Source organism: Maritimibacter harenae, from assembly GCF_009882975.1.
Classification (GTDB): domain Bacteria; phylum Pseudomonadota; class Alphaproteobacteria; order Rhodobacterales; family Rhodobacteraceae; genus Maritimibacter; species Maritimibacter harenae.
In genome coordinates, this window is the sequence record NZ_WTUX01000022.1 from 234,626 (window position 1) to 256,600 (window position 21,975).

The following is a 21,975-nucleotide window of genomic DNA, read 5'->3' on the forward strand; positions in this document are numbered from 1 at the left end:
ACCGCAAGGGGGCGGTCATTTTGGGGAGCGGGGGCATCCTGAAGGGAGGATGTCGCCCGATGGCTTTTGAAACGACGAATATCGAATCCTACTCCGCCCGGGTCGCCCAGGCGCCGCCGGCGGATATCGGGCGGGACAGGTTCTACCGGCGCGCCGGTAAATCCTGGCTCGACCTCGCGCTCGCGATCGTGATGGCGCCGGTGGTGGTGCCGCTGATCCTTCTCCTGTGGCTGTTCACCCGGTGCGACTCGGGGCCCGGATTCTACGTCCAGTCCCGCGTCGGGCGCGGGGGGCGCGTGTTCAGATGCTACAAGCTGCGCACGATGGTCGTGGATGCCGACCGCCGGCTGGCCGAGCTCTGCGCCCAAGATCCGGAACGGGCCCGCGAGTGGCGGGAGAATCAGAAGCTCGCCGACGATCCGCGGATCACGCGGCTGGGCCGGTTCCTGCGCGCCACCAGCCTCGACGAGCTGCCGCAGTACTTCAACGTCCTCAAGGGCGACATGAGCTTCGTGGGCCCCCGCCCCTACATGCTCGACCAGCACGACATGTACCGCGCGGCAGGCGGCACGGCCTATGGCCGGATGCGGCCGGGGATCACGGGACCCTGGCAACTCGACGGGCGGGGCGAGACGCCGTTCGCCGACCGGGTCGGCTTCGACGAAGCCTATTACCGCGCGCAATCGCTGCGCGGGGACCTCCGGATGCTGCTGCGCACGATCGGGGTCGTGATCAACCGGACGGGCACCTGAAGCGGGGCGCGTCGCGCGAAACTTACCCTTGAATGCCCGGCGCGTGCCGCGATTATGGGCGCCATGTTCATGCGCCGTATCGCCGCCGCCTTCGGGCTTGTCCTCGCCACGCTGGCCCCGGCCGGCGCGGGACAGGTCACCGTCTTCGCCGCCGCCAGCCTAGGCGAGGTGCTGCGCGACGTAGCCGACCGGTTCGAGGACGAGACGGGACACGAAGTGCTCGTCTCGTTCGCCGGCTCCTCTGTGCTCGCCCGCCAGATCCAGCAGGGCGCGCCCGCCGACGTCTTCATCTCCGCCAACCGCGACTGGATGCGCGTTCTGGCCGAGGACGGCGCCATCGACCCGGACAGCCGGATCGACCTTCTGACCAACAGCCTGGTGCTGATCGCCCCGGGCCCGGCCACGCCCGCCCCCATCGACAAGACGCTCGACCTGCCCGCCCGGCTGGGGGACGGCGTCCTCGCGATGGCGCTGGTCGATGCGGTGCCTGCCGGGATCTACGGCAAGGCCGCGCTCACCACGCTCGGCCTGTGGGACGCGGTGGCCGACAGGATCGCCCAGACCGACAACGTGCGCGCCGCGCTCGCCCTCGTCGCGGCCGGTGAGGCCCCGCTGGGCATCGTCTATGCCACCGATGCCGCCGCAGAGCCGCGCGTGGGCGTCGTGGGCACCTTCCCGGCCGACAGCCATCCCCGCATCGTCTATCCGGCCGCCGCCGTGGCAGGCAGCGACAACCCCCTGAACGACGAGTTCCTCTCATTTCTCACCGGTCCCGAGGCCCGGGACATCTTTACCGCCGCCGGCTTCGGCATGGTCGATTCATGACCCTCACGGGCTGGCTCGGACCCGAGGAATGGCAAGCGGTCGCCCTGTCACTCAAGGTCGCGACCTGGGCGACGCTGGCGAGCCTCCCGCCCGGAATCCTCGTGGCCTACGCGCTGGCCCGATGGCGCTTCCCGGGGCGGCATGTCCTCAACGGTCTCGTGCACCTGCCCCTGATCCTGCCGCCGGTGGTCACGGGCTACCTCCTGCTTCTCACCTTCGGGCGGCAGGGGCCCGTCGGCGCCCTGCTCGACCCGATCGGCATCACCTTCGCGTTCCGCTGGACCGGCGCTGCACTGGCCGCCGCGATCATGGCGTTCCCACTGCTGGTGCGCGCCATCCGGCTGTCGATCGAGGCGGTCGATCCGAAGCTCGAGGAAGCCGCCGCCACGCTTGGCGCCTCGCGGCTCCGGGTCTTCGTGACCATCACCCTGCCGCTCATCCTGCCCGGCCTCCTCGCCGGCGCGATCCTCGCCTTCGCCAAGGCGATGGGGGAATTCGGCGCGACGATCACCTTCGTCTCCAACATTCCGGGCCAGACGCAGACCCTGCCCACCGCGATCTACGCCTTTCTGCAGGTCCCGGGAGGCGAGGCATCGGCGATCCGACTGGTCGTCATATCGGTCGCCATCGCGATGCTGGCCCTCGTCCTGTCCGAGGTCTTCGCCCAGCGCCTCGCCCGGAGGCTCCGGCAATGACGCTCGACGTCTCCCTCACCCAGACGCTCGGGGCCTTCACCCTCGACGTGGCCTTCACCGCGCCCGCGGGCGTGACCGTGCTCTTCGGTCCCTCCGGCTCGGGCAAGAGCAGCGTGATCCAGGCGGTCGCGGGACTGAGCCGGCCCGACAAGGGTCACGTCAAGCTGGACGGCGAGGTGCTGATGGACAGCGCCTCGGGCCGCTGGCTGCCCCCGCGCGCCCGCAGGCTCGGCACGATCTTCCAGGACGCGCGGCTCTTTCCGCACATGAGCGTGGCGCGCAACCTGGCCTACGGGACCCGCTTCGCCCCCCGTGATGCGGTGGCCCTGCCCCGCGACCGGGTGATCGACATGCTGGGGATCGGAGACCTGCTGGAGCGACGCCCCCACAGCCTGTCGGGGGGAGAAAAGCAGCGGGTGGCCATAGGGCGCGCCCTGCTGGCCGCCCCACGGATGCTCCTGGCGGACGAACCGCTGGCCGCGCTGGACGAGGCCCGCAAAGCCGAGATCCTGCCCTACTTCGAACGCCTGCGCGACGAGCTCGACATCCCGATCCTCTACGTCAGCCACGCCGCCGCCGAGGTCGCCCGCCTCGCCACCACCGTCGTGGTGCTGGAACAGGGCCGCGTGCGCCGCGTCGGTCCAGCGGCCGAGGTGCTGGGCGATCCCGAGATCACGCCGATGGGTTCGGGTGCCGCCGGCGCGATGCTCGAAGCGCGCGTGGTGACGCATCACCCGGACGGGCTGAGCGAACTGGATGCCGATGGCCTGCGGCTCCTCCTGCCCCGCGTGGCGCGCGATCCCGGCGCCACGCTGCGCATCCACGTGGAGGCGCAGGACGTCATGCTCGCGCGTCGGCGGCCCGAGGACATCTCGGCCCTGAACGTGCTGCCCGTCACCGTGCGTTCGATCCGCATGGGCGACGGTCCCGGCGCGCTCGTGCAGCTCGACGCGGGCGGCAACCTTCTGCTCGCACGCATAACGCGCCGCTCGGTCGCCGCGATGGGACTGGCGGAAGGACAGGAAATCTTCGCGGTGCTCAAGGCCGTCTCGGTCGCCCGCGACGGGGTCGGTTAACCGCGGATCGCGGCGAATCCGGCAAGGATCGTCTCTTCCTCGTCCGCTTCCTCGAACATCACCGCCTGCGCCGTCATCGCCCGGGCATAGGCCGCGCGCCGGTCGCCTTCGCCCACCAGCGCCACGGGCTGACCCAACCAGTACGGGCGCGCCGCGGCCATCTCGAGCCCCAGGAAGAGGCCCCAGATCTCGGCCAGCGCAGCATCCTGCGACATCGTCCCCAGCCGCAGCCCGGCCTCCGCCGCCCCGATGCGCGCGGCGGCCGCCTCGGGCCGGGACATCGCGTCATCGACGGCGGCCTCGAGCCCCTCGCCCGGGGCCCCCTCGATCCCCAGGGTCGCACAGGTCGAGCGCACGAGATCACCGGTCGAGAAACTCTGGAAGCTCACCACTTCGCCCGCGCTCACGTGGACCCAGCGCGTGCGCCGCCCGGCGAGGCACAGCACGCCGTCGTACCCGGGATTGCGTGCCAGGAACCCGCGCACGCGCACCGCGTCGGCCAGCATGAGCCCGGACGGCGCGACCTGCTGCAACCCCGGAACCAGCGCCACGCGCATCCGGCCGTCGTGGGTCACGCCGGGCGTGGTGTCCCCTTGTCCCGGCGGCGCGCAGGGCACGGCCCGCGGGGCCGCGGCCCCCCAGCCGCCCGGCGCCGCCGGATCGCCGGCCACCAGGATATCGGTCTCTCCATCGTCCTGAAGGTAAGGGGCGATCACCGGGCCCAGCCCGGTCTCGAACGCGCTCAGCCCCGTCATGTCGGCCTCTTCGCGCGCGCTCACCGCGCCGTCCGGGCCCATCACCCAGACCCGCAGCCGGTCCTCGGACCAGTCCACGCAAATCCAGTCGGTTGTCGCCCGTGCCATGCCCGGTCTCCCCTTGTTTTCCTTCCTGTGCCACCATTCCCGCCGACCGTAAACCCGCGGCCTTGCCATCCGCGGGGCCCCGTGGGACACGGAAGGCGAACTGGAGGTGCCGCTATGGATTTTCTGATGGTTGGCGCGGGGCTGTCCTGCGCGGTGATGGGTCGCAAGCTGGCCGAGGCCGGGCACCGGGTCACCGTGATCGACAGCCGTGACCACGTCGCCGGGAACTGCCACACGGAACGCGACGCGGACACCGGCGTGCTGGTCCACGTCTACGGCCCCCACATCTTCCACACCGACGACGAAGAGGTGTGGGACTACGTCAACCATTACACCACCTTCCTGCCCTACAAGAACCGGGTGAAATCGACCACGCAGGGGCAGGTCTTCTCGCTCCCGGTCAACCTGCACACGATCAACCAGTTCTTCGGCAAGACGATGCGCCCCGACGAGGCGCGCGCCTTCATCGAGGACCAGGCCGACACCTCGATCGACGACCCCCAGACGTTCGAGGAACAGGCCCTGCGCTTCGTCGGTCCCGACCTCTACGAGGCCTTCTTCAAGGGCTACACCGAAAAGCAGTGGGGGTGCTCGCCGACCGAGTTGCCCGCCTCGATCCTCAAACGCCTGCCGGTGCGTTTCAACTACGACGACAACTACTTCTTCCACCGCTTCCAGGGGATGCCCGAGGACGGCTACACCCCGATGGTGGAGGCGATCCTCGATCACCGAAACATCACCGTGTCGCTCTCGACCCCGTATGAGCCGTCGATGCGCGCCGACCACGACCACGTCGTCTGGTCCGGCCCCCTCGACGGCTATTTCGACTACGACCTCGGCCGCCTGGGTTACCGCACGCTCGACTTCGAACGCTTCACCGCGACCGGCGACTGGCAGGGCTGCGCCGTGATGAACTACGGCGACCGCGACGTGCCCTTCACCCGGATCACCGAACACAAGCATTTCGCGCCGTGGGAAGAGCACGAGGGCTCCGTCCTCTACCGTGAATATTCCCGCGCCTGCGAACCGGGCGACATCCCCTACTACCCGATCCGCATGGTCGAGGAGAAAGCGCTGCTGGCCGACTACATCCAGAAGGCCGAGCGGGAAACGGGCGTGACCTTCGTGGGCCGCCTGGGCACCTACCGCTACCTCGACATGGACGTGACGATCCGCGAAGCGCTCGACATCGCCGACGGCTTCCTCGCCGCCCTTGGCGGGGACGGCCGTCTTCCGATCTTCGCGAAATCCCCGCTCTGATCGCCTTTCATCTTTCCTGAAATACGCCGGGGGAGCGTGAGGGGGCAGCGCCCCCTCACCCCGCCCGGTCCCGCGGCACGCGGGGGCGGGCACGACCTGCGCGCGCCCGGCAGGGCGCGCCCCGCATGAAAAGACCCGCCGCCCGGGACGGGGCGGCGGGTCGATGCGAAACCGTGAACGGCGGGATCAGCCGTTGTCGCGGATGTACTGCGCGCTGTTCTTGATGCCGCCCAGCGGGAAGACGTGGGCGCGCTCGATCAGGCTGTCCGGGTTCTCGGCCTTGTAGGCGGCGAGCTCGGTCAGAACCTCGGTCGGCTCGAACGGCTTCATCAACTTGGTCAGGTCCTTCGCTCGCTTCTGGAGCACGTTCAGCGACGGGCCGACACCGCAGGCGATGGCGTACTTGATCAGCGTCTGAAGCTTCGCGGGACCCGCGACCCCGGCGTGGACCGGCATGGTGATGCCCATCTGCTCGAGCCGCTCCGCCCAGTCGATCATCGGCTTGGCGTCGAAGACGAACTGGGTGACGATCGCCATGTCGATGTCCGACTTGTCGGCATAGGCCTGCTTCCAGCGCAGCGCCTCGTCGACGTTGGCGGTCTGGCCCTTGGCGTCGATGTCCGGGTTGCCTTCCGGGTGGCCCGCGACGTGCAGCCGCTTGAACCCGTCGAAGTAACCGGTTTCGAGGAGCTGGATCGAGCTGTCGAGCGTGCCCACGGGCTTCGTGGGGCTGCCGCCCAGCAGAAGCGCGGTTTCGACGCCGGCTTCGGACACGTAGCGGTCGACCCACTCCTTCAGTGTCGCGTCATCCTTGATGATGCGCGCCGGGAAGTGCGGCATGACCTCGAACCCGCCGTCGGCAAGCCGCTTGGCGGTGTCGGTCATCTCCTCGATCGGGGTGCCCTCGATGTGGGCGATGTAGACCCGGGTACCGGCGGGAAGGATTTCGGTGAAATCCTCGACCTTCGCGGCGGTGCGCGGCATCACCTCGATTGACACGCCCTCCAGGAAGTCGGCCAGTTGGCCGGCCGCCGGCTTGTTCTTCATCATGTTGACCACAGCCATGGGTCCTCTCCTCAAGTCTGCTTGCGATACGTTTCCCGGACCGCGTCGTGGATGGGCCAGGGGTGGACTTCCGTCCGGACGTCGATCTGGCGGTGCCGCTCGACGGTCGGTTTAGTCGATCCGCCGTCCGGCTCACCCCACGTTACCGTCACTTCAGTGCCCGTTTCCGCCACCTCGGGGTCGAGCACGGCGAGGCTGATCCAAGCCCGTTCGTTCGCGGAATAGGCCGGGGCGATCGAGATGCCCACAGTACGGCCGTCCTTGGTGACCAGATCATACGGGTAGCTGGCATAATGCGCCGCGGGGAAGTCCATGGTCTTCGTCGGCAGGTCGCCGTCATCCATGAGACCCATGTTCACGGCGAGCACGTCCTCGGGCTTCCAGACCAGCGTCATCTTCTTGCGCTGGGGCTGTTCGGCCATCTTCTCGAGCGCCTCGCGGCCGATGAAGTCATGGTCGAACTTGACCACGCGGCCGTAGTCCACGTCCCACGGGGTCATGTAGTAATCTTCGATGTTGCCGGTCTTCATCGACCCGCCGAGCGTCGAGAGCGCCTCGAACGAGGTGGCCTTCAGCCACTCGCGGTAGGGCTTCATCTTCTCGCCGGTGTAGATCGCCGGCACGACGCTGGGCACCCAGCCCGACTCGGCCGCGGCCGAGGCGTAGGCGCGGCTGCCGACGAGCCGGAGACCGTACTTCTCGCCCACTTCCATGAGACGCGCCTTGACCTTGTCGCCCTCGTCGAACGGACCCCAGATCTCCAGCCCCTGGGCGCCGCCCATGCCGTGGCTGAGGGTCTGCGCCTTGCAGCCGGCGATGGTGATCTCGCCCATGTTGAAGAACTTGGTGGTGAGCTCACCGCCCTCGTTCACCTCGTTCAGCAGGTCGAGCGCCTTCGGCCCCTGCACTTCGTAACGGTAGGTCAGACGGCGGTTCTCCGGGTCGTCCAGCTTGCGCTCGTCACGGGTGACGGTGACGTCGTAACCGCCGGTTTCGGCGTGGTACTGCACCCAGTTCGGCACGATCGGGCGGCCGACGATGTTCACCTCGTCATCGGCGAGGCCGAAGACGATCGAGTCGCCGATGAGGTAGCCGTCGTGGTTCACGCAGACGATCTGCTTGGCCTTGCCCTTGCCGAACTTGGCGTAGCTGTTGACCGAGATGTCGGAGAGCAGCTTCATCACGTCCGGGCCTTTGACGTAAAGGTCGGTCATGTGGAAGCTCTGGTTCATCAGGGCGACGCCTTCGCGCCAGGCGCGCTGCTCTTCGGCCCAATGGGTGTACTCCGCCTCGATCGGGAACGGGTAACGGCCCATCTGGTTGTCGTACAGCATGGCAAAGGGGCTGTCGTAACCGGCCAACCTTTCTTCAAGGGTCTTCGCGCTCATCTGGGTGTCCTCCCGCAAGTGGTGTTGGAGCGTATATAGGCAGGGGGGCGCCGAGCCGCTTATGCGCAGTTTGTATAATATATACTGAAATGCTTATATCCCAGCATGGAACGCCCCCTGCCCGTCCTCTCGGCCCGTCACGTCCGGGTGATCCGCGCCCTGTCGGAGCATCGCCGCCTGTCGGATGCCGCCGAATCGGCCGCCATGTCGCAACCCGCCTTCTCGCGCACGTTGCACGACGCCGAGGCACGATTGGGCGTGACGCTGTTCCAGCGCGGCTGGTCGGGGTCCGAGCCGACGGCGATGGGCGATATCGTGATCGAACAGTGCCGCCGCATCACGCTCGACCTCGAGGCGGTGGAACGCGGCCCGCTGCGCCACGACGGTCCCCTGCGCCTGCCCAACCTCGCCCGCTGGCGCCACCTGCGCGCGGTTGCCGCGGTGGTGCGTCACGGCAGCGTCTCGGCCGCGGCCCGCGCGCTCGGGGTGAGCCAGCCCTCGGTGAGCCAGGCCCTGGGCGATGTCGCGGGTTACGTCACCCCGGAACTCTTTATCCGCCGCAAGGTGGGGATGGAACCGACCGAGGCCGCCCGCGCGCTTGCCGCCCTGTGGGACCGCGTGGTCGCGACGCTGGCCGACATTCCGGCGCTGCTCGCCGAGACCGGCGACGCGCTGGTGGGCCGCGTGTCGGTAGGGATGCTGCCGTTTTCGGGCCAGGGCCTGGTGCTCGAGGCCTTCGGCGAGATCACCCGCACGCACCCCCACGTCCATTTGGTCGCGGTGCCCGGCGGTTACGACACGCTGGTGGAGGCGCTCCGGCGTGGCGAGATCGACCTAATCATCGGCGTCCTGCGCGATCCTTCGCCCTTTCCCGAAATGGTCGAGGAGCACCTCTATCACGAGGATTACATGATGATCGCGCGCGCCGACCACCCGGTGCACCACAGCCGCCCCGGGATGGAGGAGCTGGCGGGCGAGCAATGGATCGTGGCCCCCCACGGCACCCCGATCCGCGCGTTTTTCGACCGCATGTTCCGCGCCGCGGGCACCATCCCGCCGGCGCAATCGGCCGAGATGTTCTCGTTCTCCAATGCCGAGCAGATGATCGCGGCCAGCCGCTCGATCGCGCTGTTGTGCTACGGGCGCTCGGGGCTGCGCCGATTGCCGCCGGAACTGCGGCCCGTCGACATTCGCCTGCCGGGGTCCCGCGTCTCGATCGGCGTCACGCGCTACGGGGAAGAGCCCCCGACCGAGGCGGTCGCGGAATTCCTCCGCCTGTTGCGGGCCCGGGTCCGCGAGGCAGGGGAGGAATGAGGGCGGCCGTCACGGGCACCTAGCCTGCGAAAGGCGTTCCGCTTCATGAACGCGCCGAGCGCCGGCCCCCCAAGCCGCTGATATAAAGACCTTTTTTCGCTTCTACTTCTCTAGAATCCTAGGATTCTAGAGAAGTAGAGTAGCCGGGCGACGGCAGCCCCCACCGACGCCTCCCCGGTGCCAGGCGCATGGGTCAGGCCTGCGCCCCCGCCCCCGGCGTCAGCATGTGGCGGATCAGGGCGATGGGGTGCGACCGGAGCGTCAGGCGCATCGACACGAAATCCTCCACCACCTCCTCGCCCTCGCTCATCGCGGGGAAATGGGCGGCCGGTTCCACGATGCCCTCCCCGTCCAGATCCCCTGCGAACAACGGCAGCGGGCTCTCGCCCGAAAGCGCGCGCGCCTGCCACAGCGCGTCGCGTCGGCTCAGCCCCAGCGCGGCGAAGGCATCGGCCTCGGCCAGCCGGGCGATCAGCTTGGGCGACACGCCGGCCCGGCGCCACACGTCCTCGACCGCCGTGTAGCCGTTGCCCCGCGCGCCCGCGATCCACGTCGCCTCCTCCTCGGCCATCCCGCGCAGTTGGCGGAAGCCCAGCCGCACGGCCAGCCCCCCCTTGCCGTCCGGCTCCATCACGTTGTCCCAGAAACTCGCGTTGATGCAGACCGGGCGCACCTCCACCCCGTGCTCGCGCGCATCGCGCACGATCTGGGCGGGCGCATAGAACCCCATCGGCTGCGCATTGAGCAGCGCGCAGCAGAAGATCCCCGGATGGTGATGCTTGATCCAGGCGCTGGCATAGACCAGGAGCGCGAAGCTCGCCGCGTGACTTTCGGGGAACCCGTAGGAGCCGAACCCCTCGATCTGGGAAAAGCACCGCTCGGCGAAGTCGAGGTCATAGCCATTGGCCCGCATCCCCCGGATGAACCGGGTGCGGAAGTCGGACACGCTCCCGTGCTTCTTGAAGGTGGCGAGCGACCGGCGCAGCTGATCCGCCTCTTCCGGCGTGAACCCGGCGCCGGTGATGGCGATCTGCATCGCCTGCTCCTGGAACAGCGGCACGCCCAGCGTCTTGCCCAGAACCTGCCCCAGCGCGTCCGAGGGAAACTCGACCTTTTCCTCGCCGTTGCGCCGCCGGATGAACGGATGGACCATGTCGCCCTGGATCGGACCGGGGCGAATGATCGCCACCTGGATCACCAGGTCGTAGAAGCTGCGCGGCTTCATCCGGGGCAGGAAGTTCATCTGCGCGCGGCTTTCCACCTGGAAGACACCCAGGGAATCGGCCCGGCACAGCATGTCGTAGACCGCCGGATCCTCGGGCGGGACGGAGGCGAGCGTGAGGTCCAGGCCAAGATGGCTGTCCATCAGCCCGAACGCCTTGCGGATGCAGGTCAGCATGCCCAGCGCGAGCACGTCGACCTTCAGGATGCCCAGCGCGTCGATGTCGTCCTTGTCCCAGCAGATGACCGTGCGATCCTCCATCGTCGCGTTCTCGATCGGGACCAGCTCGTCCAGCCGCCCCTCGGTGATGATGAACCCGCCCACGTGCTGGCTCAGGTGCCGGGGAAAGCCCTGGATCTCGTCCACGAGGTCGAGCACCTGGCCCAGCTTGGGGTCCTCCGGGTCCAGCCCGATCTCGGCCAGCCGCGCGGCGCGCATGCCGCTGGCCCCCCAGCCCCAGACCTGGCTGGCCATGCTGGCGATCGTGTCCTCGGTCAGCCCCATCGCGCGGCCCACCTCGCGGATCGCCCGCTTGCCGCGGTAATGGATCACGGTGGCGCAAAGCCCGGCGCGGTGGCGCCCGTATTTCTCGTAGATGTGCTGGATCACCTCCTCGCGCCGCTCGTGCTCGAAATCCACGTCGATGTCGGGCGGCTCGTCGCGCGCCTCGGACACGAAGCGTTCGAAGACCATGGTCCCGATCTCGGGGCTCACGCTCGTCACGCCCAGCGCGTAACAGACGACCGAGTTCGCCGCCGACCCCCGCCCCTGGCACAGGATGCCGCGCGACCGGGCGAAGGCCACGATGTCGCGCACGGTCAGGAAATAGGGCTCGTAGTTCAGCTTCGCGATCAGGGCGAGCTCGTGCTCCATGAGCTTCGTCACCCGCTCCGGCGCGCCCGCCGGATACCGCTCGCGCAGCCCGGCCCGGGCAAGGCGCGACAGCCGCGCGGTCGGGGTCTCGCCCTCCGAGATCTCCGACGGGTACTCGTACCGCAACTCGTCCAGCTGGAAGCCCAGCCGCGCCGCGATCTCGCCCGATCGGTGCACCGCGTCCTCGTGGCCCGCGAAGAGCCGGAGCATCTCCGCCTCCGACCGCAGCCGCCGCTCGGCGTTGGGCTGCGCGTGGTGGCCCAGTTCCTCCACCCTGAGCCCCAGCCGCACCGCGCTCAGCACGTCGACCAGCTTGCGTCGGCGCCCGTGGTGCATGATCGGCTCGGCGCTCGCCACGGTGGGCAGGCCAAGCCGCGCCGCCAGCGCGGCGAGGTGATCGAAGCGCACCGGGTCGCGCCCGTCGTAGCGGGGGGCGAGGACGAGGTGCATCCGGTCCCCGTGGCGTTTCAGAAGCGGGCCGATCAGCCTGGAGACCTGCGCCCCCGGCGGATGCAGAAGCAGCTCCATCCCGTCGAGCGCCCCGGTCGTGAGATCGGCCAGGCGCAACAGGCAGCTTCCCTTCTTCGTGCGCAGCCGCCCGGTGGAAATCAGCCGGCTGAGCCGTCCCCAGGCCGTCCGGTCCCGCGGCAGGGCGGTGATCTCGACCCCGTCCTCGGTCACGATCCGGGCCGCGGGCAACAGCCGGGGCACGTTGTCGATGGGCAGCGACGGGGGTGCGGGCACATGCGCCGGGCGCGGCGGCCCGATGATCCCCTCCTGCGCCTCGCGCCGCGCGCGCGCCGCCATCATCCGCCCGATCTCGCGCGCATGGGTGTGGGCGCGCACGATCCCGGCGACCGAATTCACATCGGCCACCGCCAGCGCTCCCATTCCCATGAGCGCGGCCCGCTCCACGTATTCCTCGGCATGGGATCCGCCGGTGAGAAAGGTGAAGTTGGAGGTTATGCAAAGCTCCACGAACATCGAGTCGGCATTATATTCACCTTTTGTTCTCATTTGGAGTCGAGATGCACGGTGTCGTCGCGCAAGGCATGGACGCGCGCCGGGCCCTGTCCTCTTGATCGTCTGGATTGGCGCGCCTCCGGCGCGACGCGGGCAGAGCCCACGGCGAAGCAGGCTATTCGCGCTCCACCACGCACGCTCCGCCAAGACACTCCACCATCGCGTCGAGGTCCCCCTGCGACGGGTTCGCAAACGCGTTGCCCGGGCACGCCCCGATCTCGAGCGCGTAGCCCCGGTCCAGCACCTTTACGAACAGCAGCTGGTCGACATCCCTCGCGATCGTCCCGCACCAGGGCCCCGCGCATTGCAGGGTGAGATCGAGCGACACGTCGAAGGGCGTCGTGAATCCGTCCCGGTTCAGCGCCTGCCCGCTCAGCCGGGCGGGCAGGGTCACGTCCGAGGCGTCCTCGTCATACCCCTCGGGCGCGCGGGACTGGTCGAAATCGAGCCGCCCGTGCACCACCACGTAGCGGTCGGGCGACTCGTCGGCGCGCTGGAAGGCGTCGGTCGGCGTGGTGCGGATGCACGACAGCGCGGCCGCGGGCCCCGGCGCGACCAGCGCCGCGACCAGCGCCAGCGTCACAAGCGGTCGCGAAACGCGTCCATCACGGCGCGGTAGATGTCGCGTTTGAAGGGCACGATGCGCGCGACCATCTCGTCCGGGTCGATCCATGTCCATTCGCTGAACTCCGGGTGTTCGGTTTCGATGTCGATCTGATCGTCCGTCCCCTTGAAGCGCATCAGGTACCAGCGTTGTTCCTGGCCCTTGTACCTGCCCTTCCAGATCTTCCCGCTCGCCACCAGCTCTTCCGGCAGGTCATAGCGCAGCGCGTCGGGGTGTTCGGCCTCGACCTCGACGAGGTCGGGGGTCACCCCGGTTTCTTCCAGCAATTCGCGAAGCGCCGCGTCGCGCGGCGCCTCGCCTTCGTCGACCCCGCCCTGCGGCATCTGCCAGGCGGTGGCGTCGGTGCCCAGGTCCTTGGCGTCGATGCGCTGGCCGGCGAAGATCTTGCCTTCGTCATTGGCCAGCACGACACCGACGCAGGGCCGGTAGGGCAGCGCGGCGATATCCTCCGGCGTCATGCCCGGCTCACTCGCGCCCGAAGGTGGACAGCCCGTGCAGCAGGTCGACGGCGTAGGACAGCTGGAAATCCTCGTCGCGCAGGCGGGCGGCAGCCTCGGCCTCTTCCCGTTCCTGCTCGATCTGACGGACCTCGTCCTCGCTCAGGCTGTCGTTGTCGAGCGAGCCACGCAGGTCCGCCTCGCTGCGCGGGGTGAAGCCGGTGTCTTCCTCTTCCTCGGTCTCCTCGCGGCGCGGCGGCTGTTCGACCACGATGTCGGGGCTCACGCCCAGCGCCTGGATCGAGCGGCCCGACGGGGTGTAGTAGCGCGCGGTGGTCAGGCGCATCGCGCCGTCGCCCCGGATCGGCATGACGGTCTGCACCGACCCCTTGCCGAAGCTCTTGGTCCCCACGACAACGCCGCGGTGGTGATCCTGAAGCGCGCCCGCAACGATCTCGGACGCCGAGGCCGAGCCGCCGTTGATCAGCACGACCAGCGGCTTGCCCTCGGTGATGTCGCCCGGCTCGGCGTTCACCCGGTCGCTCTCTTCCGGGTCGCGGCCACGGGTCGACACGATTTCACCGCCCTCGAGGAAGGCATCCGAAATCGCGATCGCCTGTTTCAGCAGGCCGCCCGGGTTGTTGCGCAGGTCGAGCACGACGCCTTCGACGTTGTCGAGACCGCCCATCTCGCCGACGACCTCTTCGAAACCTTCGACCACGTTGGGATAGGTCTGGTCGTTGAACGTGGTGATGCGGATCACGACCGCCTCGCCCTGCTGGCGCACGGTGGCGGCGGTCAGCTTGATCGTGTCGCGGATGATCGAGATGTCGAAGGGCTCTTCACGGCCCTCGCGCACCACGGTGATGATGATTTCGGACCCGATCGGCCCGCGCATGAGATCGACGGCCTCGTCCAGCGTCAGGCCCAGCAGGCTTTCGCCGTCCACGTGGGTGATGAAATCGCCGGCCTCGACGCCGGCCTCGTCGGCCGGGGTGCCATCCATCGGCGAGACGACCTTCACGAAGCCCTCTTCCTGCGTGACCTCGATCCCGAGGCCGCCGAAAGACCCGCGCGTCTGCACCCGCATCGCGTCGGCGTCATCGGGCGGCAGGTAGGAGCTGTGGGGGTCGAGCGACGAGAGCATGCCGTTGATCGCGGCCTCGATCAGGTCGGCCTCGTCCACCTCTTCGACGTATTGCGCGCGGATGCGTTCGAACACGTCACCGAACAGATCGAGCTGCTGATAGACGGTGGTCGAACGACCTTCGTCCTGTGCCAGGAGCGGTGCGGCCACTTGCGTGGTCAGGATCACCCCGGCGAGCGTGCCACCGATGGCGGCGATCAGGAATTTCTTCATATCTCGTCTGCTCTCTTTTCGTGTTCAGGTGTCGGCGCGGCGGCGCCCGTCACTCCCCCGATACCGCAAACCAGTCGGCCGGGTCCACAGGCTCACCTTCGTGGCGCAGCTCCAAGTAAAGCGTCTCACTCGCTTCTGCGCCTCCCGACTGGTCGTTGGAAATCAAAAACGCTTGAGGGTCGTCCGGCGCGGCCCCGCCCATCAGGCCGATCGGCGCGCCCTGCGGCAGCACCTCCCCGACCTCGCCGAAGACCTGCCCCAGCCCGGCGAGCACCAGCAAATAATCCTCGCCCGGCTCGACGATGGCCACCAGCCCGTAGTCGAGCAGCGGCCCCAGGTAGCGGATCGTCGCCGCCCACGGAAGCGTGACCAGCGTGAGAGGCCGGGTCGCGATGACCCAGCCCGGGCGGCGCACCCCGGCCGCGTCCGCTTCGCCAGCATGGCGGATGACGCGGCCCAGCACGGGCAGCTCGAGCGTACCCTGCGCCTCGACGAACCCCGGGTTGGCGATCGAGACGCTCGTGTCCTCCACCGTGGCCGACATCAGGCCCGAGGCGAAACTTTCCAACGTGTCGGCGGTGGCGACCAGGTTCTCCATCGCCTCCGGGTCCGTGGTGAACCGGCGCGGCAGGTCGGTGCGGTTCGACATCGCCTGGCTGAGCTCGGTGCGCGCGCGCTGCACGCCGGTCAGCCCGTTTTCCAGCGTGTCGACCGCGGCCTCCTGCAGGGAACGAAGCACCGCGATCTCCTGCAACGCCTCGCGCAGGCGGTTGGCCTCGGCGCTGAGCGCCGGGGTGACCTCCGACAGGATCATGCCGGTGCGCGCGGTGCCGACGGGGCCGCTGGGGTGCAGAAGCAGGTGCGGCTCGGGCGCTGCCTCGATCGCCTGGAGCACGCCCAGGAGCTGGGCCAAGCGCTCATTCTCGGCCTGGAACACGCCGTCGATCGCCGCCTCGCGCACCCGGGCTTGGCGCAGCCCCTCGCGCAGGGCCGCAAGACCCGCCTCGTAGGCCTGCACCGTCTGTGTCAGCGCCGCGACCCGGTCGCTCGCCCCATCGGCGTCATCGAGCGCGGCCTGGGCATCTTCCAGGAGGCGCATGGCCTGCCGGGCGGAATCCGCCGGATCGGTCTGGGCCGTGGCGGGGGCCGCCAGCACAAGGCACGCGGCGATGAGGATCGCCGCCCGCCTCACCGGACGATCAGGCTCTTGCCGGTCATCTCCGCCGGCTGCTCGAGCTCCATCAGGTCGAGGAGCGACGGAGCCAGGTCGGCCAGCCGCCCGGAGCGGATCTGCGCCCCCTCCGGCCCGTTGAACAGCGCCACCGGGACCGGGTTCGTGGTGTGGGCGGTGTGCGGCCCGCCGGTCTCGGGGTCGACCATCATTTCGCAATTGCCGTGATCGGCGGTCACGATCATCGCACCGCCCTCCTCGCGCAATGCGATCATCGCCTCGCCCAGCTGCTCGTCCACGGCCTCGACCGCCTGGATCGCGGCATCGAGATCGCCGGTATGACCCACCATGTCCGGGTTCGCGAAGTTCACGACGATCAGGTCGTATTTCGCGTGGATGGCTTTCACGAGCTCGCGCCCGACCTCCGCCGCGCTCATCTCCGGCTGAAGATCGTAGGTCGCGACCTTGGGGCTGGGTGCCATGTAGCGATCCTCGCCCTCCTCCGGCTCTTCCTTGCCGCCGTTGAGGAAGAAGGTGACGTGCGGGTATTTCTCGGTTTCGGCGAGCCGGAACTGCCGCTTGCCCTTCTTCGCGACCCAGGCGCCCAGCGTGTTGACGATGTCCTCGCTGGGAAAACAGGTGGTCATGTAGGCGTTGTGCGCCTTGGAATATTCGACCATCCCGAGAAGCGCGGCGAGCTTCGGGCGCGCCCCCACGTCGAACTCGGCGAAGCCCGGCTCGCCGATGGCGCGCAGGATCTCGCGCGCCCGGTCGGCGCGGAAATTGATGAAGAAGATACCGTCCCCGTCATGGATGCCGGTGTGCCCCTCGATCACCGTGGGCTGGATGAACTCGTCGGTCTCGCCGCGGTCATAGGCGGCCGCGATCGCGTCGTCGGCGCTTCCGGCCGTCTCGCCCATCGCCTTGACCATCGCGTCGTAGGCGCGGCTCACCCGCTCCCACCGGTTGTCGCGGTCCATCGCGAAATAGCGCCCCGTGACGCTCGCCACCGCGACGTCGTCGGGGAGGTCGGCCATGAACTGCGCGACCTGTTCGCGCGCGGATTTCGGCGCCACGTCGCGCCCGTCGGTGATCACGTGAACGACCACCGGCACCCCGGCGTTCGAGATCGCGCGCGCGGCCGCCACGATGTGGTCCTGGTGCGAATGCACGCCGCCCGGCGAGGTCAGCCCCATCAGGTGGGCGGTGCCGCCGGAGGACTTCATGTCGTCGATGAACTGCATCAGGGCCGCGTTCTGGAAGAAGGACCGGTCCTCGATCGCAAGGTCGATCTGGCCCAGGTCCATCGCCACCACGCGACCGGCCCCGATGTTGGTGTGCCCCACCTCGGAATTGCCCATCTGGCCCGCGGGCAGGCCCACGTCGTTGCCGTGGGTCACAAGGGTCGCATTGGGCCAGACCATCATCAGCTCGTCGAAGGCCGGCTTCTCGGCCAACGCCACCGCGTTGCCATGGCTTTCCACGCGCAGTCCCCAGCCATCGAGGATGCACAGAACGACGGGTTTCGGGGTGGTCATGTCTGCCTCGCACTTGCCTGCCCCCGTTCTATGGGGTGACGCGCGCGAGGGCAATGCGGCAGGGGTTTCGAACGGGCCGTGCCCGCCCGACCGGCCGGGGGAGGCGCTGCCTCCCCCGGTCCCCCTCCGAAGTATTTCCGGAACGATGAAGGAGGCGGCTTCACCGTTTGTTAAGATTAACCCGCCATGATCGAGGCGCGGCACAGGCTGAAGAGCCGATGGCCGTGAACGGTGAAGCCTCCCGGTCCACGCGCCGGGAGGTGGATCGTGCGACGATCCCCTTCATCGTTCGACAAATACTTTGGGGGAGTCGCGCCTTGGCGCGACGGGGGCGAAGCCCCCTTTTCACACCCGGTGATACGGGCTCCCGGCGAGGATCGAGGCGGCACGGTAAAGCTGTTCGCTCAGCATCGCGCGCGCCAGCATGTGGGGCCAGACCATCTTGCCGAAGGACATGGCCGCATCGGCCCGGGCCCGGAGCGCCGGATCTATCCCGTCCGCCCCGCCGATGACGAAGGCCACGTCACCGCGGCCCTGGTCGCGCCATCCGGCGAGTTGCTCCGCGAATTGGGGGGAGGTCTGTTCGCGTCCACGCTCGTCCATCGCGACCAGCACCGCGCCATCCGGCACGGCGCGTGACAGAAGCTCGGCCTCGGCGGACATTCCGCCGCCCTTCTTGTCTTCGACTTCGGTGATGGAAAGCGGTCCGAGACCCAGCGCGCGCCCGGTGCGGTCGAACCGGGTGACGTAGTCGTCGATCAGGTCGCGTTCGGGGCCGCGTCTCAGCCGCCCCACCGCGACGATATGTACCCGCATCAGGCCTTGGCCGGGGCCGCCTGAGGCGTCATCCACATCTTCTCGATCTGGTAGAAGTCACGGACTTCCGGGCGGAACACGTGGACGATCACGTCGCCCGTGTCGATCAGGACCCAGTCGCCCTGGTCCTTGCCCTCGACCTTGCAGATGATGCCCATCTCCTGCTTGAGACGATCGGTCAGCTTTTCCGAGATCGCCGCGACCTGGCGCGACGAACGGCCCGAGCACACGACCATGTTGTCGGCCATCGCGGACTTGCCGCGCAGGTCGATGGTCACGATGTCTTCGGCCTTGTCGTCTTCGAGCGAGGAAAGAACGGTGTCGAGAATACGTTCACTCGACGCTTTGATGGGCGGGGTCGTCATGCCGCCCGATCCTGCGGCCGGCAATTCGGCCGCGTCTGGATGATAAGACAGGACATTGTCCTCCTTCGTTGCACGCCGCATCGGTCCCCGGCGCCGGGATACTTTGAAAGTAGCATTGATTCCGCGATTTTCAATTCTCGCCTTCGCCCGGTTCGGCCACTTTTCGCGGATCGTTGAGGTGGCGCACCTCCCGTTGCGGGAAGGGAATCGAGATCCCGTGCTCGCGGAACGCGTCCCAGAGCGCGAGGTAGACGTTGCCGCGGATGTTGGTCAGGCCGCCGGTGGGGTCGTCGATCCAGAACCGCAGGATGTAGTCGACCGAACTGTCTCCGAACCCGATGATGTGGCAGACCGGCGGCCGGAACGACAGCACGCGGTCCACGCTCTTGGCCGCGTCGATCGCCACCTTGCGCACCTTGTGCGGGTCGTCGTGGTAGGCGGTGCCGAAGAAGATATCGAGCCGCACGAAGGCGTTGGTGTGCGACCAGTTGACCACCTGCCCGGTGATCAGGTCCTCGTTCGGGATCAGGTATTCCTTGCCGTCACGCGTGACGACCGAGACGTAGCGCGCGCCCAGTTGCTCGATCCAGCCGAAGGTTTCGCCCAGGCTGATGACGTCCCCGGGCTTGATCGACTTGTCGAGCAGGATGATGACGCCGGAGACCAGGTTCGACACCACCTTCTGCAGGCCGAAGCCCAGGCCGACGCCGATCGCGCCGGACAGGACCGCGAGGCCGGTGAGGTCCACGCCCACCACGCGCAGGCCAATGAAGATCGCCGCGGCGTAGAGCAGCATTTGCAGGAACTTGATCACCAGCACCTGCATGGACGGGCTGATGTCCTTGCTCTTGCGGATGCGCGTGGACGAGTTGATCGAGATGAAGCGCGCCGCGAAGAGCAGCGCGGCCAGGATCGCCACCGCCTGCACCACCATCCAGAGCGACAGGCGCATGTCGCCTGCCGTGATGGCGAAGCCGTCCAGGATGGCGACCGTCTCGGCCTCGAGGTTGAGGATCGAGATCGTGACCCACACCCAGCCGGCGGTGCGCACCAGGCCGCGCAGGAAGGCATTTCCGATGAAGCGCGCCAGCACCGCGATCACCAGCCAGGCCAGCGCGAGCTCGGCGACGATGGCCAGGAGGTAGGAACGGGACGGCCAGGTCACCTCGCGCATGATCCAGACCGTGGGCCAGATCAGCGCGACGAAGACGATCAGCCGCAGGCGCCGGTGCGCCATGACGCCGAAGCGCATGCGCCATTTCGGCCAGTTCTCGCGGCTGCGCAGCCATTCGTGGAAGCGCGGGGCGAGGATGCGCGCGATCAGGTAGGCGGCCAGCACCAGCCCGAGCGCGATCAGGATCTGGTAAGCGTTCCAGGGCCGCATCAGGCCGGCAAGGAACGTCTGCGCCTGTGCGAAGAGGTCGAGCGCCACGTCCTCGGCAGCCGGTGTCACCAGGCCGGGCGAGCCGGGTCCGGGGGCCGTCGTCGTCATATCGGAGGTATGTGAGGCCATCGCGCTCCCTTCCCCGTCAGGTTGGCAAATCCTCTGCCAACCGTCCAGTTTTAAAGGAGACTTCCGGGCAGACCCGGGTCACCTGAGCCTGTAGGAGACCTCGTTGCGGCGGTTCCACGGCAGGGTGAACGGGTCGTCGTAGAAGGCATAGAGCGGCGCGGGGTCGATCGCCACGTCGTTGCGCCGGGCGATCCCGGCCAGTTCCGCGGCCTTCTGGTCGAGCCGCGCGGTGGTGGCCCGGCCGGAGAATTGCAGGGTGATCCGCCGCTCCGGGTCCGTCGTGCGGAACCGGATTGCGTCGTTCTCCGGCACCGGCAGGGTGTCGAGGGTGAATTCCGCCGGCATCATGAAGGTCACCGTCCAGAGCGACCCGTCGCCGCTCTGCGTCACCGGCGTGGTCATCGCGATCTTCTGCCTCGGCGCCTGCGTGACGGGCGAGGTCATGGCCACCTTCGCCTGGCTCCGGTTGCCGCCGAAGATGTATTTCGCAAGAACGCTGAAGCCCCGGCTGAGCGCGCGGTCCTGGTCGCCGCGCACGGTGACTTCGGCCAGCGTATGCGGGGCATAGGCGCGCAGTTCGGCCGTCTCGATCCGGGCTTCGACATTGTACCTGGGCGATTCGTAGCCGTGGTAGGATCCTTCCGCCACGGCGAGCGATCCGGTGAGCCCGAACCCCGTCGCGAGCGTGGCGACCTTTGCAAGCGTCCCGGTCATGATGACCTCCATTCGGTAGAACGTGACTGATACGCCGAATGGCTTGTGTCGGATCACTTGGCGGGCGGCGCGGACGGCGCTGTCACCGTGTCATCCGCTGCTCGGACGTCGAGAACATGACGACCATGCGATCCGGCACCTGCGCGAGCCCGCAGGCACGCAGCATCGCGCGCGAGGCCGCGTTGTCGGCGGCCACGAACTCGGTCGCGCCGGCCGCGCCGAGCTCGTCCACGGCGGCAAGATTGGCGATCGCGTCCACCGTCTTGCCCAGGCCCAGCCCGCGCAGGGAAGGGTCCACTGCGATCAGCCCGACCCAGGCGATCCCGGCGAGCCAGGAGTGGCTGTTGTGGGTCAGCGCGGAAAACGCTGTCGCGGCAATTTCGCCGTCTGCCTTGCGCAGGATCACGGCCTTGGCGGGAAAAAGCGCCCCTGACAGCGCCGTCTTGGAAAACGGCGATATCCCGTGCGCGTCGAGGAAGACCTGCATCTCGTGCAGCGCATGGTCGTCGATCTCGTTGTCCGGCTGGCGCGTGACGCCCTCGGGCAACCCGGCCGCGACGATGGGACCACAGGCCGCGCGGATCGCTTCTGCATCAGCCAGGAACAGGTCCCAGACATGCAGCTTCGGCGCGAAGGCGGCAAGCTCGTGCTCGGCCTTCAGCACCGTCTCCGGCGACGCGCCCCGGATCGACACGTTGCCTTCGCGGCGCATCCCGTCGCGCAGGCGGTCCCAACCGAATGCCTCCGGGTCGTCCGTGGTGAGCGCCCGGGCGTGGATCACCGCACCCGGCGTTTCGCGCATCACGGCCACCTCGGCGTCGCGCGCCGCCTGCAACGCGCGTACCGCTTCGTCGCCGAAAAAGGGGTCGTCCTCCGGCCTCATCGCAGCCTCTTGGTGATACCTCCATCAGCTTAGCACGAAACCCCGCGCTTGCGAGACTCGCTTCGGAGGTATAAATCGCCCTGCATGACACGGATTTTCGACATGGACGACCGGTCCCGCCTGCCTTGGCGGTTTCACGGCGCGACGCTGACGATCCTCGCCTGCCTCTGAGCCGGCGACCTTTTCCGCACGTCCGA

Annotated in this window: 20 protein-coding genes; 6 read left to right on the top strand and 14 right to left on the bottom strand. The window is 68.3% G+C overall.

The window, feature by feature from the left end; all coding sequences use genetic code 11:
- The first annotated feature begins 59 nt into the window (after nucleotides 1–59).
- The 4 genes from GQE99_RS20005 (at nucleotide 60) to modC (ending at nucleotide 3,348) form a co-directional block, all read left to right on the top strand.
- Nucleotides 60–752 carry a sugar transferase gene (locus tag GQE99_RS20005; protein WP_161353724.1) on the top strand — a complete coding sequence of 231 codons (693 nt, stop codon included), beginning with the start codon at nucleotides 60–62 and terminating at the stop codon, nucleotides 750–752.
- 63 nt (nucleotides 753–815) lie between these two features.
- Nucleotides 816–1,577 (top strand): molybdate ABC transporter substrate-binding protein, encoded by a 762-nt coding sequence (gene modA, locus GQE99_RS20010; RefSeq protein ID WP_161353725.1) that lies wholly within the window; start codon nucleotides 816–818, stop codon nucleotides 1,575–1,577.
- Entirely contained in the window at nucleotides 1,574–2,272 is a 699-nt protein-coding gene (modB, locus tag GQE99_RS20015) for a molybdate ABC transporter permease subunit (RefSeq protein ID WP_161353726.1), read from the top strand. Before modA ends, modB begins: the two co-directional genes overlap by 4 nt.
- Nucleotides 2,269–3,348: a molybdenum ABC transporter ATP-binding protein gene (modC, locus tag GQE99_RS20020; RefSeq protein WP_161353727.1), complete on the top strand. Its 1,080-nt coding sequence runs from the start codon at nucleotides 2,269–2,271 to the stop codon at nucleotides 3,346–3,348. The genes modB and modC overlap by 4 nt, the downstream gene beginning before the upstream one ends.
- On the opposite strand, the gene GQE99_RS20025 is transcribed toward modC, so the two are convergent.
- Nucleotides 3,345–4,211 carry a 2-dehydro-3-deoxygalactonokinase gene (locus GQE99_RS20025; RefSeq protein WP_161353728.1) on the bottom strand — a complete coding sequence of 289 codons (867 nt, stop codon included), beginning with the start codon at nucleotides 4,209–4,211 and terminating at the stop codon, nucleotides 3,345–3,347. The two genes, modC and GQE99_RS20025, sit on opposite strands and share 4 nt — an antisense overlap.
- A gap of 114 nt (nucleotides 4,212–4,325) precedes the next feature.
- Here GQE99_RS20025 and glf point away from each other — a divergent pair, with 114 nt between their 5' ends.
- Complete coding sequence (glf, locus tag GQE99_RS20030; protein ID WP_161353729.1) at nucleotides 4,326–5,471, top strand: UDP-galactopyranose mutase; 1,146 nt, start codon at nucleotides 4,326–4,328, stop codon at nucleotides 5,469–5,471.
- A 186-nt stretch (nucleotides 5,472–5,657) separates the two neighbouring features.
- Here glf and GQE99_RS20035 read toward each other — a convergent pair whose 3' ends face one another.
- Nucleotides 5,658–6,536 carry a methylenetetrahydrofolate reductase gene (locus tag GQE99_RS20035; RefSeq protein WP_161353730.1) on the bottom strand — a complete coding sequence of 293 codons (879 nt, stop codon included), beginning with the start codon at nucleotides 6,534–6,536 and terminating at the stop codon, nucleotides 5,658–5,660.
- A gap of 11 nt (nucleotides 6,537–6,547) precedes the next feature.
- Nucleotides 6,548–7,924: an aminomethyl transferase family protein gene (locus GQE99_RS20040; RefSeq protein WP_235917307.1), complete on the bottom strand. Its 1,377-nt coding sequence runs from the start codon at nucleotides 7,922–7,924 to the stop codon at nucleotides 6,548–6,550.
- A 105-nt stretch (nucleotides 7,925–8,029) separates the two neighbouring features.
- Here GQE99_RS20040 and GQE99_RS20045 point away from each other — a divergent pair, with 105 nt between their 5' ends.
- On the top strand, nucleotides 8,030–9,238 hold the full coding sequence (locus GQE99_RS20045; RefSeq protein WP_161353731.1) for a LysR family transcriptional regulator: 1,209 nt from the start codon (nucleotides 8,030–8,032) through the stop codon (nucleotides 9,236–9,238).
- Nucleotides 9,239–9,431: 193 nt separating this feature from the next.
- On the opposite strand, the gene GQE99_RS20050 is transcribed toward GQE99_RS20045, so the two are convergent.
- The 11 genes from GQE99_RS20050 to GQE99_RS20100 form a co-directional block, all read right to left on the bottom strand.
- Nucleotides 9,432–12,317 carry an error-prone DNA polymerase gene (locus GQE99_RS20050; protein WP_161353732.1) on the bottom strand — a complete coding sequence of 962 codons (2,886 nt, stop codon included), beginning with the start codon at nucleotides 12,315–12,317 and terminating at the stop codon, nucleotides 9,432–9,434.
- Nucleotides 12,318–12,471: 154 nt separating this feature from the next.
- The gene (locus GQE99_RS20055; protein ID WP_161353733.1) at nucleotides 12,472–12,939 is read right to left on the bottom strand and encodes a hypothetical protein; all 468 of its coding nucleotides are present in this window, start codon (nucleotides 12,937–12,939) and stop codon (nucleotides 12,472–12,474) included.
- Nucleotides 12,936–13,439 carry an RNA pyrophosphohydrolase gene (locus GQE99_RS20060; protein ID WP_161353734.1) on the bottom strand — a complete coding sequence of 168 codons (504 nt, stop codon included), beginning with the start codon at nucleotides 13,437–13,439 and terminating at the stop codon, nucleotides 12,936–12,938. The genes GQE99_RS20055 and GQE99_RS20060 overlap by 4 nt, the downstream gene beginning before the upstream one ends.
- Before the next feature lie 7 nt (nucleotides 13,440–13,446).
- A complete protein-coding gene (locus tag GQE99_RS20065; protein WP_161353735.1) occupies nucleotides 13,447–14,778 on the bottom strand; it encodes a S41 family peptidase in 1,332 nt (443 codons plus the stop codon).
- 49 nt (nucleotides 14,779–14,827) lie between these two features.
- Complete coding sequence (locus tag GQE99_RS20070) at nucleotides 14,828–15,970, bottom strand: murein hydrolase activator EnvC family protein (protein ID WP_328794233.1); 1,143 nt, start codon at nucleotides 15,968–15,970, stop codon at nucleotides 14,828–14,830.
- Nucleotides 15,967–17,487 (bottom strand): 2,3-bisphosphoglycerate-independent phosphoglycerate mutase, encoded by a 1,521-nt coding sequence (gene gpmI, locus GQE99_RS20075; protein WP_161353736.1) that lies wholly within the window; start codon nucleotides 17,485–17,487, stop codon nucleotides 15,967–15,969. Before gpmI ends, GQE99_RS20070 begins: the two co-directional genes overlap by 4 nt.
- A 345-nt stretch (nucleotides 17,488–17,832) precedes the next feature.
- Complete coding sequence (rlmH, locus tag GQE99_RS20080) at nucleotides 17,833–18,303, bottom strand: 23S rRNA (pseudouridine(1915)-N(3))-methyltransferase RlmH (RefSeq protein ID WP_161353737.1); 471 nt, start codon at nucleotides 18,301–18,303, stop codon at nucleotides 17,833–17,835.
- Entirely contained in the window at nucleotides 18,303–18,668 is a 366-nt protein-coding gene (gene rsfS, locus GQE99_RS20085) for a ribosome silencing factor (protein ID WP_161353738.1), read from the bottom strand. Before rsfS ends, rlmH begins: the two co-directional genes overlap by 1 nt.
- Before the next feature lie 130 nt (nucleotides 18,669–18,798).
- Nucleotides 18,799–20,160 (bottom strand): mechanosensitive ion channel family protein, encoded by a 1,362-nt coding sequence (locus GQE99_RS20090; protein WP_161353739.1) that lies wholly within the window; start codon nucleotides 20,158–20,160, stop codon nucleotides 18,799–18,801.
- 99 nt (nucleotides 20,161–20,259) lie between these two features.
- On the bottom strand, nucleotides 20,260–20,895 hold the full coding sequence (locus GQE99_RS20095; RefSeq protein WP_161353740.1) for an SOUL family heme-binding protein: 636 nt from the start codon (nucleotides 20,893–20,895) through the stop codon (nucleotides 20,260–20,262).
- Nucleotides 20,896–20,977: 82 nt separating this feature from the next.
- Complete coding sequence (locus GQE99_RS20100) at nucleotides 20,978–21,778, bottom strand: GNAT family N-acetyltransferase (protein WP_161353741.1); 801 nt, start codon at nucleotides 21,776–21,778, stop codon at nucleotides 20,978–20,980.
- Nucleotides 21,779–21,975 lie beyond the last annotated feature (197 nt).

What these genes read in the sequence shown, in the direction of transcription:
- GQE99_RS20005 (WP_161353724.1), top strand. Translation starts at nt 60, where the DNA reads ATGGCTTTTGAAACGACGAATATCGAATCCTACTCCGCCCGGGTCGCC.
- modA (WP_161353725.1), top strand. Translation starts at nt 816, where the DNA reads ATGTTCATGCGCCGTATCGCCGCCGCCTTCGGGCTTGTCCTCGCCACG.
- modB (WP_161353726.1), top strand. Translation starts at nt 1,574, where the DNA reads ATGACCCTCACGGGCTGGCTCGGACCCGAGGAATGGCAAGCGGTCGCC.
- modC (WP_161353727.1), top strand. Translation starts at nt 2,269, where the DNA reads ATGACGCTCGACGTCTCCCTCACCCAGACGCTCGGGGCCTTCACCCTC.
- GQE99_RS20025 (WP_161353728.1), bottom strand. Translation starts at nt 4,211, where the DNA reads ATGGCACGGGCGACAACCGACTGGATTTGCGTGGACTGGTCCGAGGAC.
- glf (WP_161353729.1), top strand. Translation starts at nt 4,326, where the DNA reads ATGGATTTTCTGATGGTTGGCGCGGGGCTGTCCTGCGCGGTGATGGGT.
- GQE99_RS20035 (WP_161353730.1), bottom strand. Translation starts at nt 6,536, where the DNA reads ATGGCTGTGGTCAACATGATGAAGAACAAGCCGGCGGCCGGCCAACTG.
- GQE99_RS20040 (WP_235917307.1), bottom strand. Translation starts at nt 7,924, where the DNA reads ATGAGCGCGAAGACCCTTGAAGAAAGGTTGGCCGGTTACGACAGCCCC.
- GQE99_RS20045 (WP_161353731.1), top strand. Translation starts at nt 8,030, where the DNA reads ATGGAACGCCCCCTGCCCGTCCTCTCGGCCCGTCACGTCCGGGTGATC.
- GQE99_RS20050 (WP_161353732.1), bottom strand. Translation starts at nt 12,317, where the DNA reads ATGTTCGTGGAGCTTTGCATAACCTCCAACTTCACCTTTCTCACCGGC.
- GQE99_RS20060 (WP_161353734.1), bottom strand. Translation starts at nt 13,439, where the DNA reads ATGACGCCGGAGGATATCGCCGCGCTGCCCTACCGGCCCTGCGTCGGT.
- GQE99_RS20065 (WP_161353735.1), bottom strand. Translation starts at nt 14,778, where the DNA reads ATGAAGAAATTCCTGATCGCCGCCATCGGTGGCACGCTCGCCGGGGTG.
- gpmI (WP_161353736.1), bottom strand. Translation starts at nt 17,487, where the DNA reads ATGACCACCCCGAAACCCGTCGTTCTGTGCATCCTCGATGGCTGGGGA.
- rlmH (WP_161353737.1), bottom strand. Translation starts at nt 18,303, where the DNA reads ATGCGGGTACATATCGTCGCGGTGGGGCGGCTGAGACGCGGCCCCGAA.
- rsfS (WP_161353738.1), bottom strand. Translation starts at nt 18,668, where the DNA reads ATGACGACCCCGCCCATCAAAGCGTCGAGTGAACGTATTCTCGACACC.
- GQE99_RS20090 (WP_161353739.1), bottom strand. Translation starts at nt 20,160, where the DNA reads ATGACGACGACGGCCCCCGGACCCGGCTCGCCCGGCCTGGTGACACCG.
- GQE99_RS20095 (WP_161353740.1), bottom strand. Translation starts at nt 20,895, where the DNA reads ATGACCGGGACGCTTGCAAAGGTCGCCACGCTCGCGACGGGGTTCGGG.
- GQE99_RS20100 (WP_161353741.1), bottom strand. Translation starts at nt 21,778, where the DNA reads ATGAGGCCGGAGGACGACCCCTTTTTCGGCGACGAAGCGGTACGCGCG.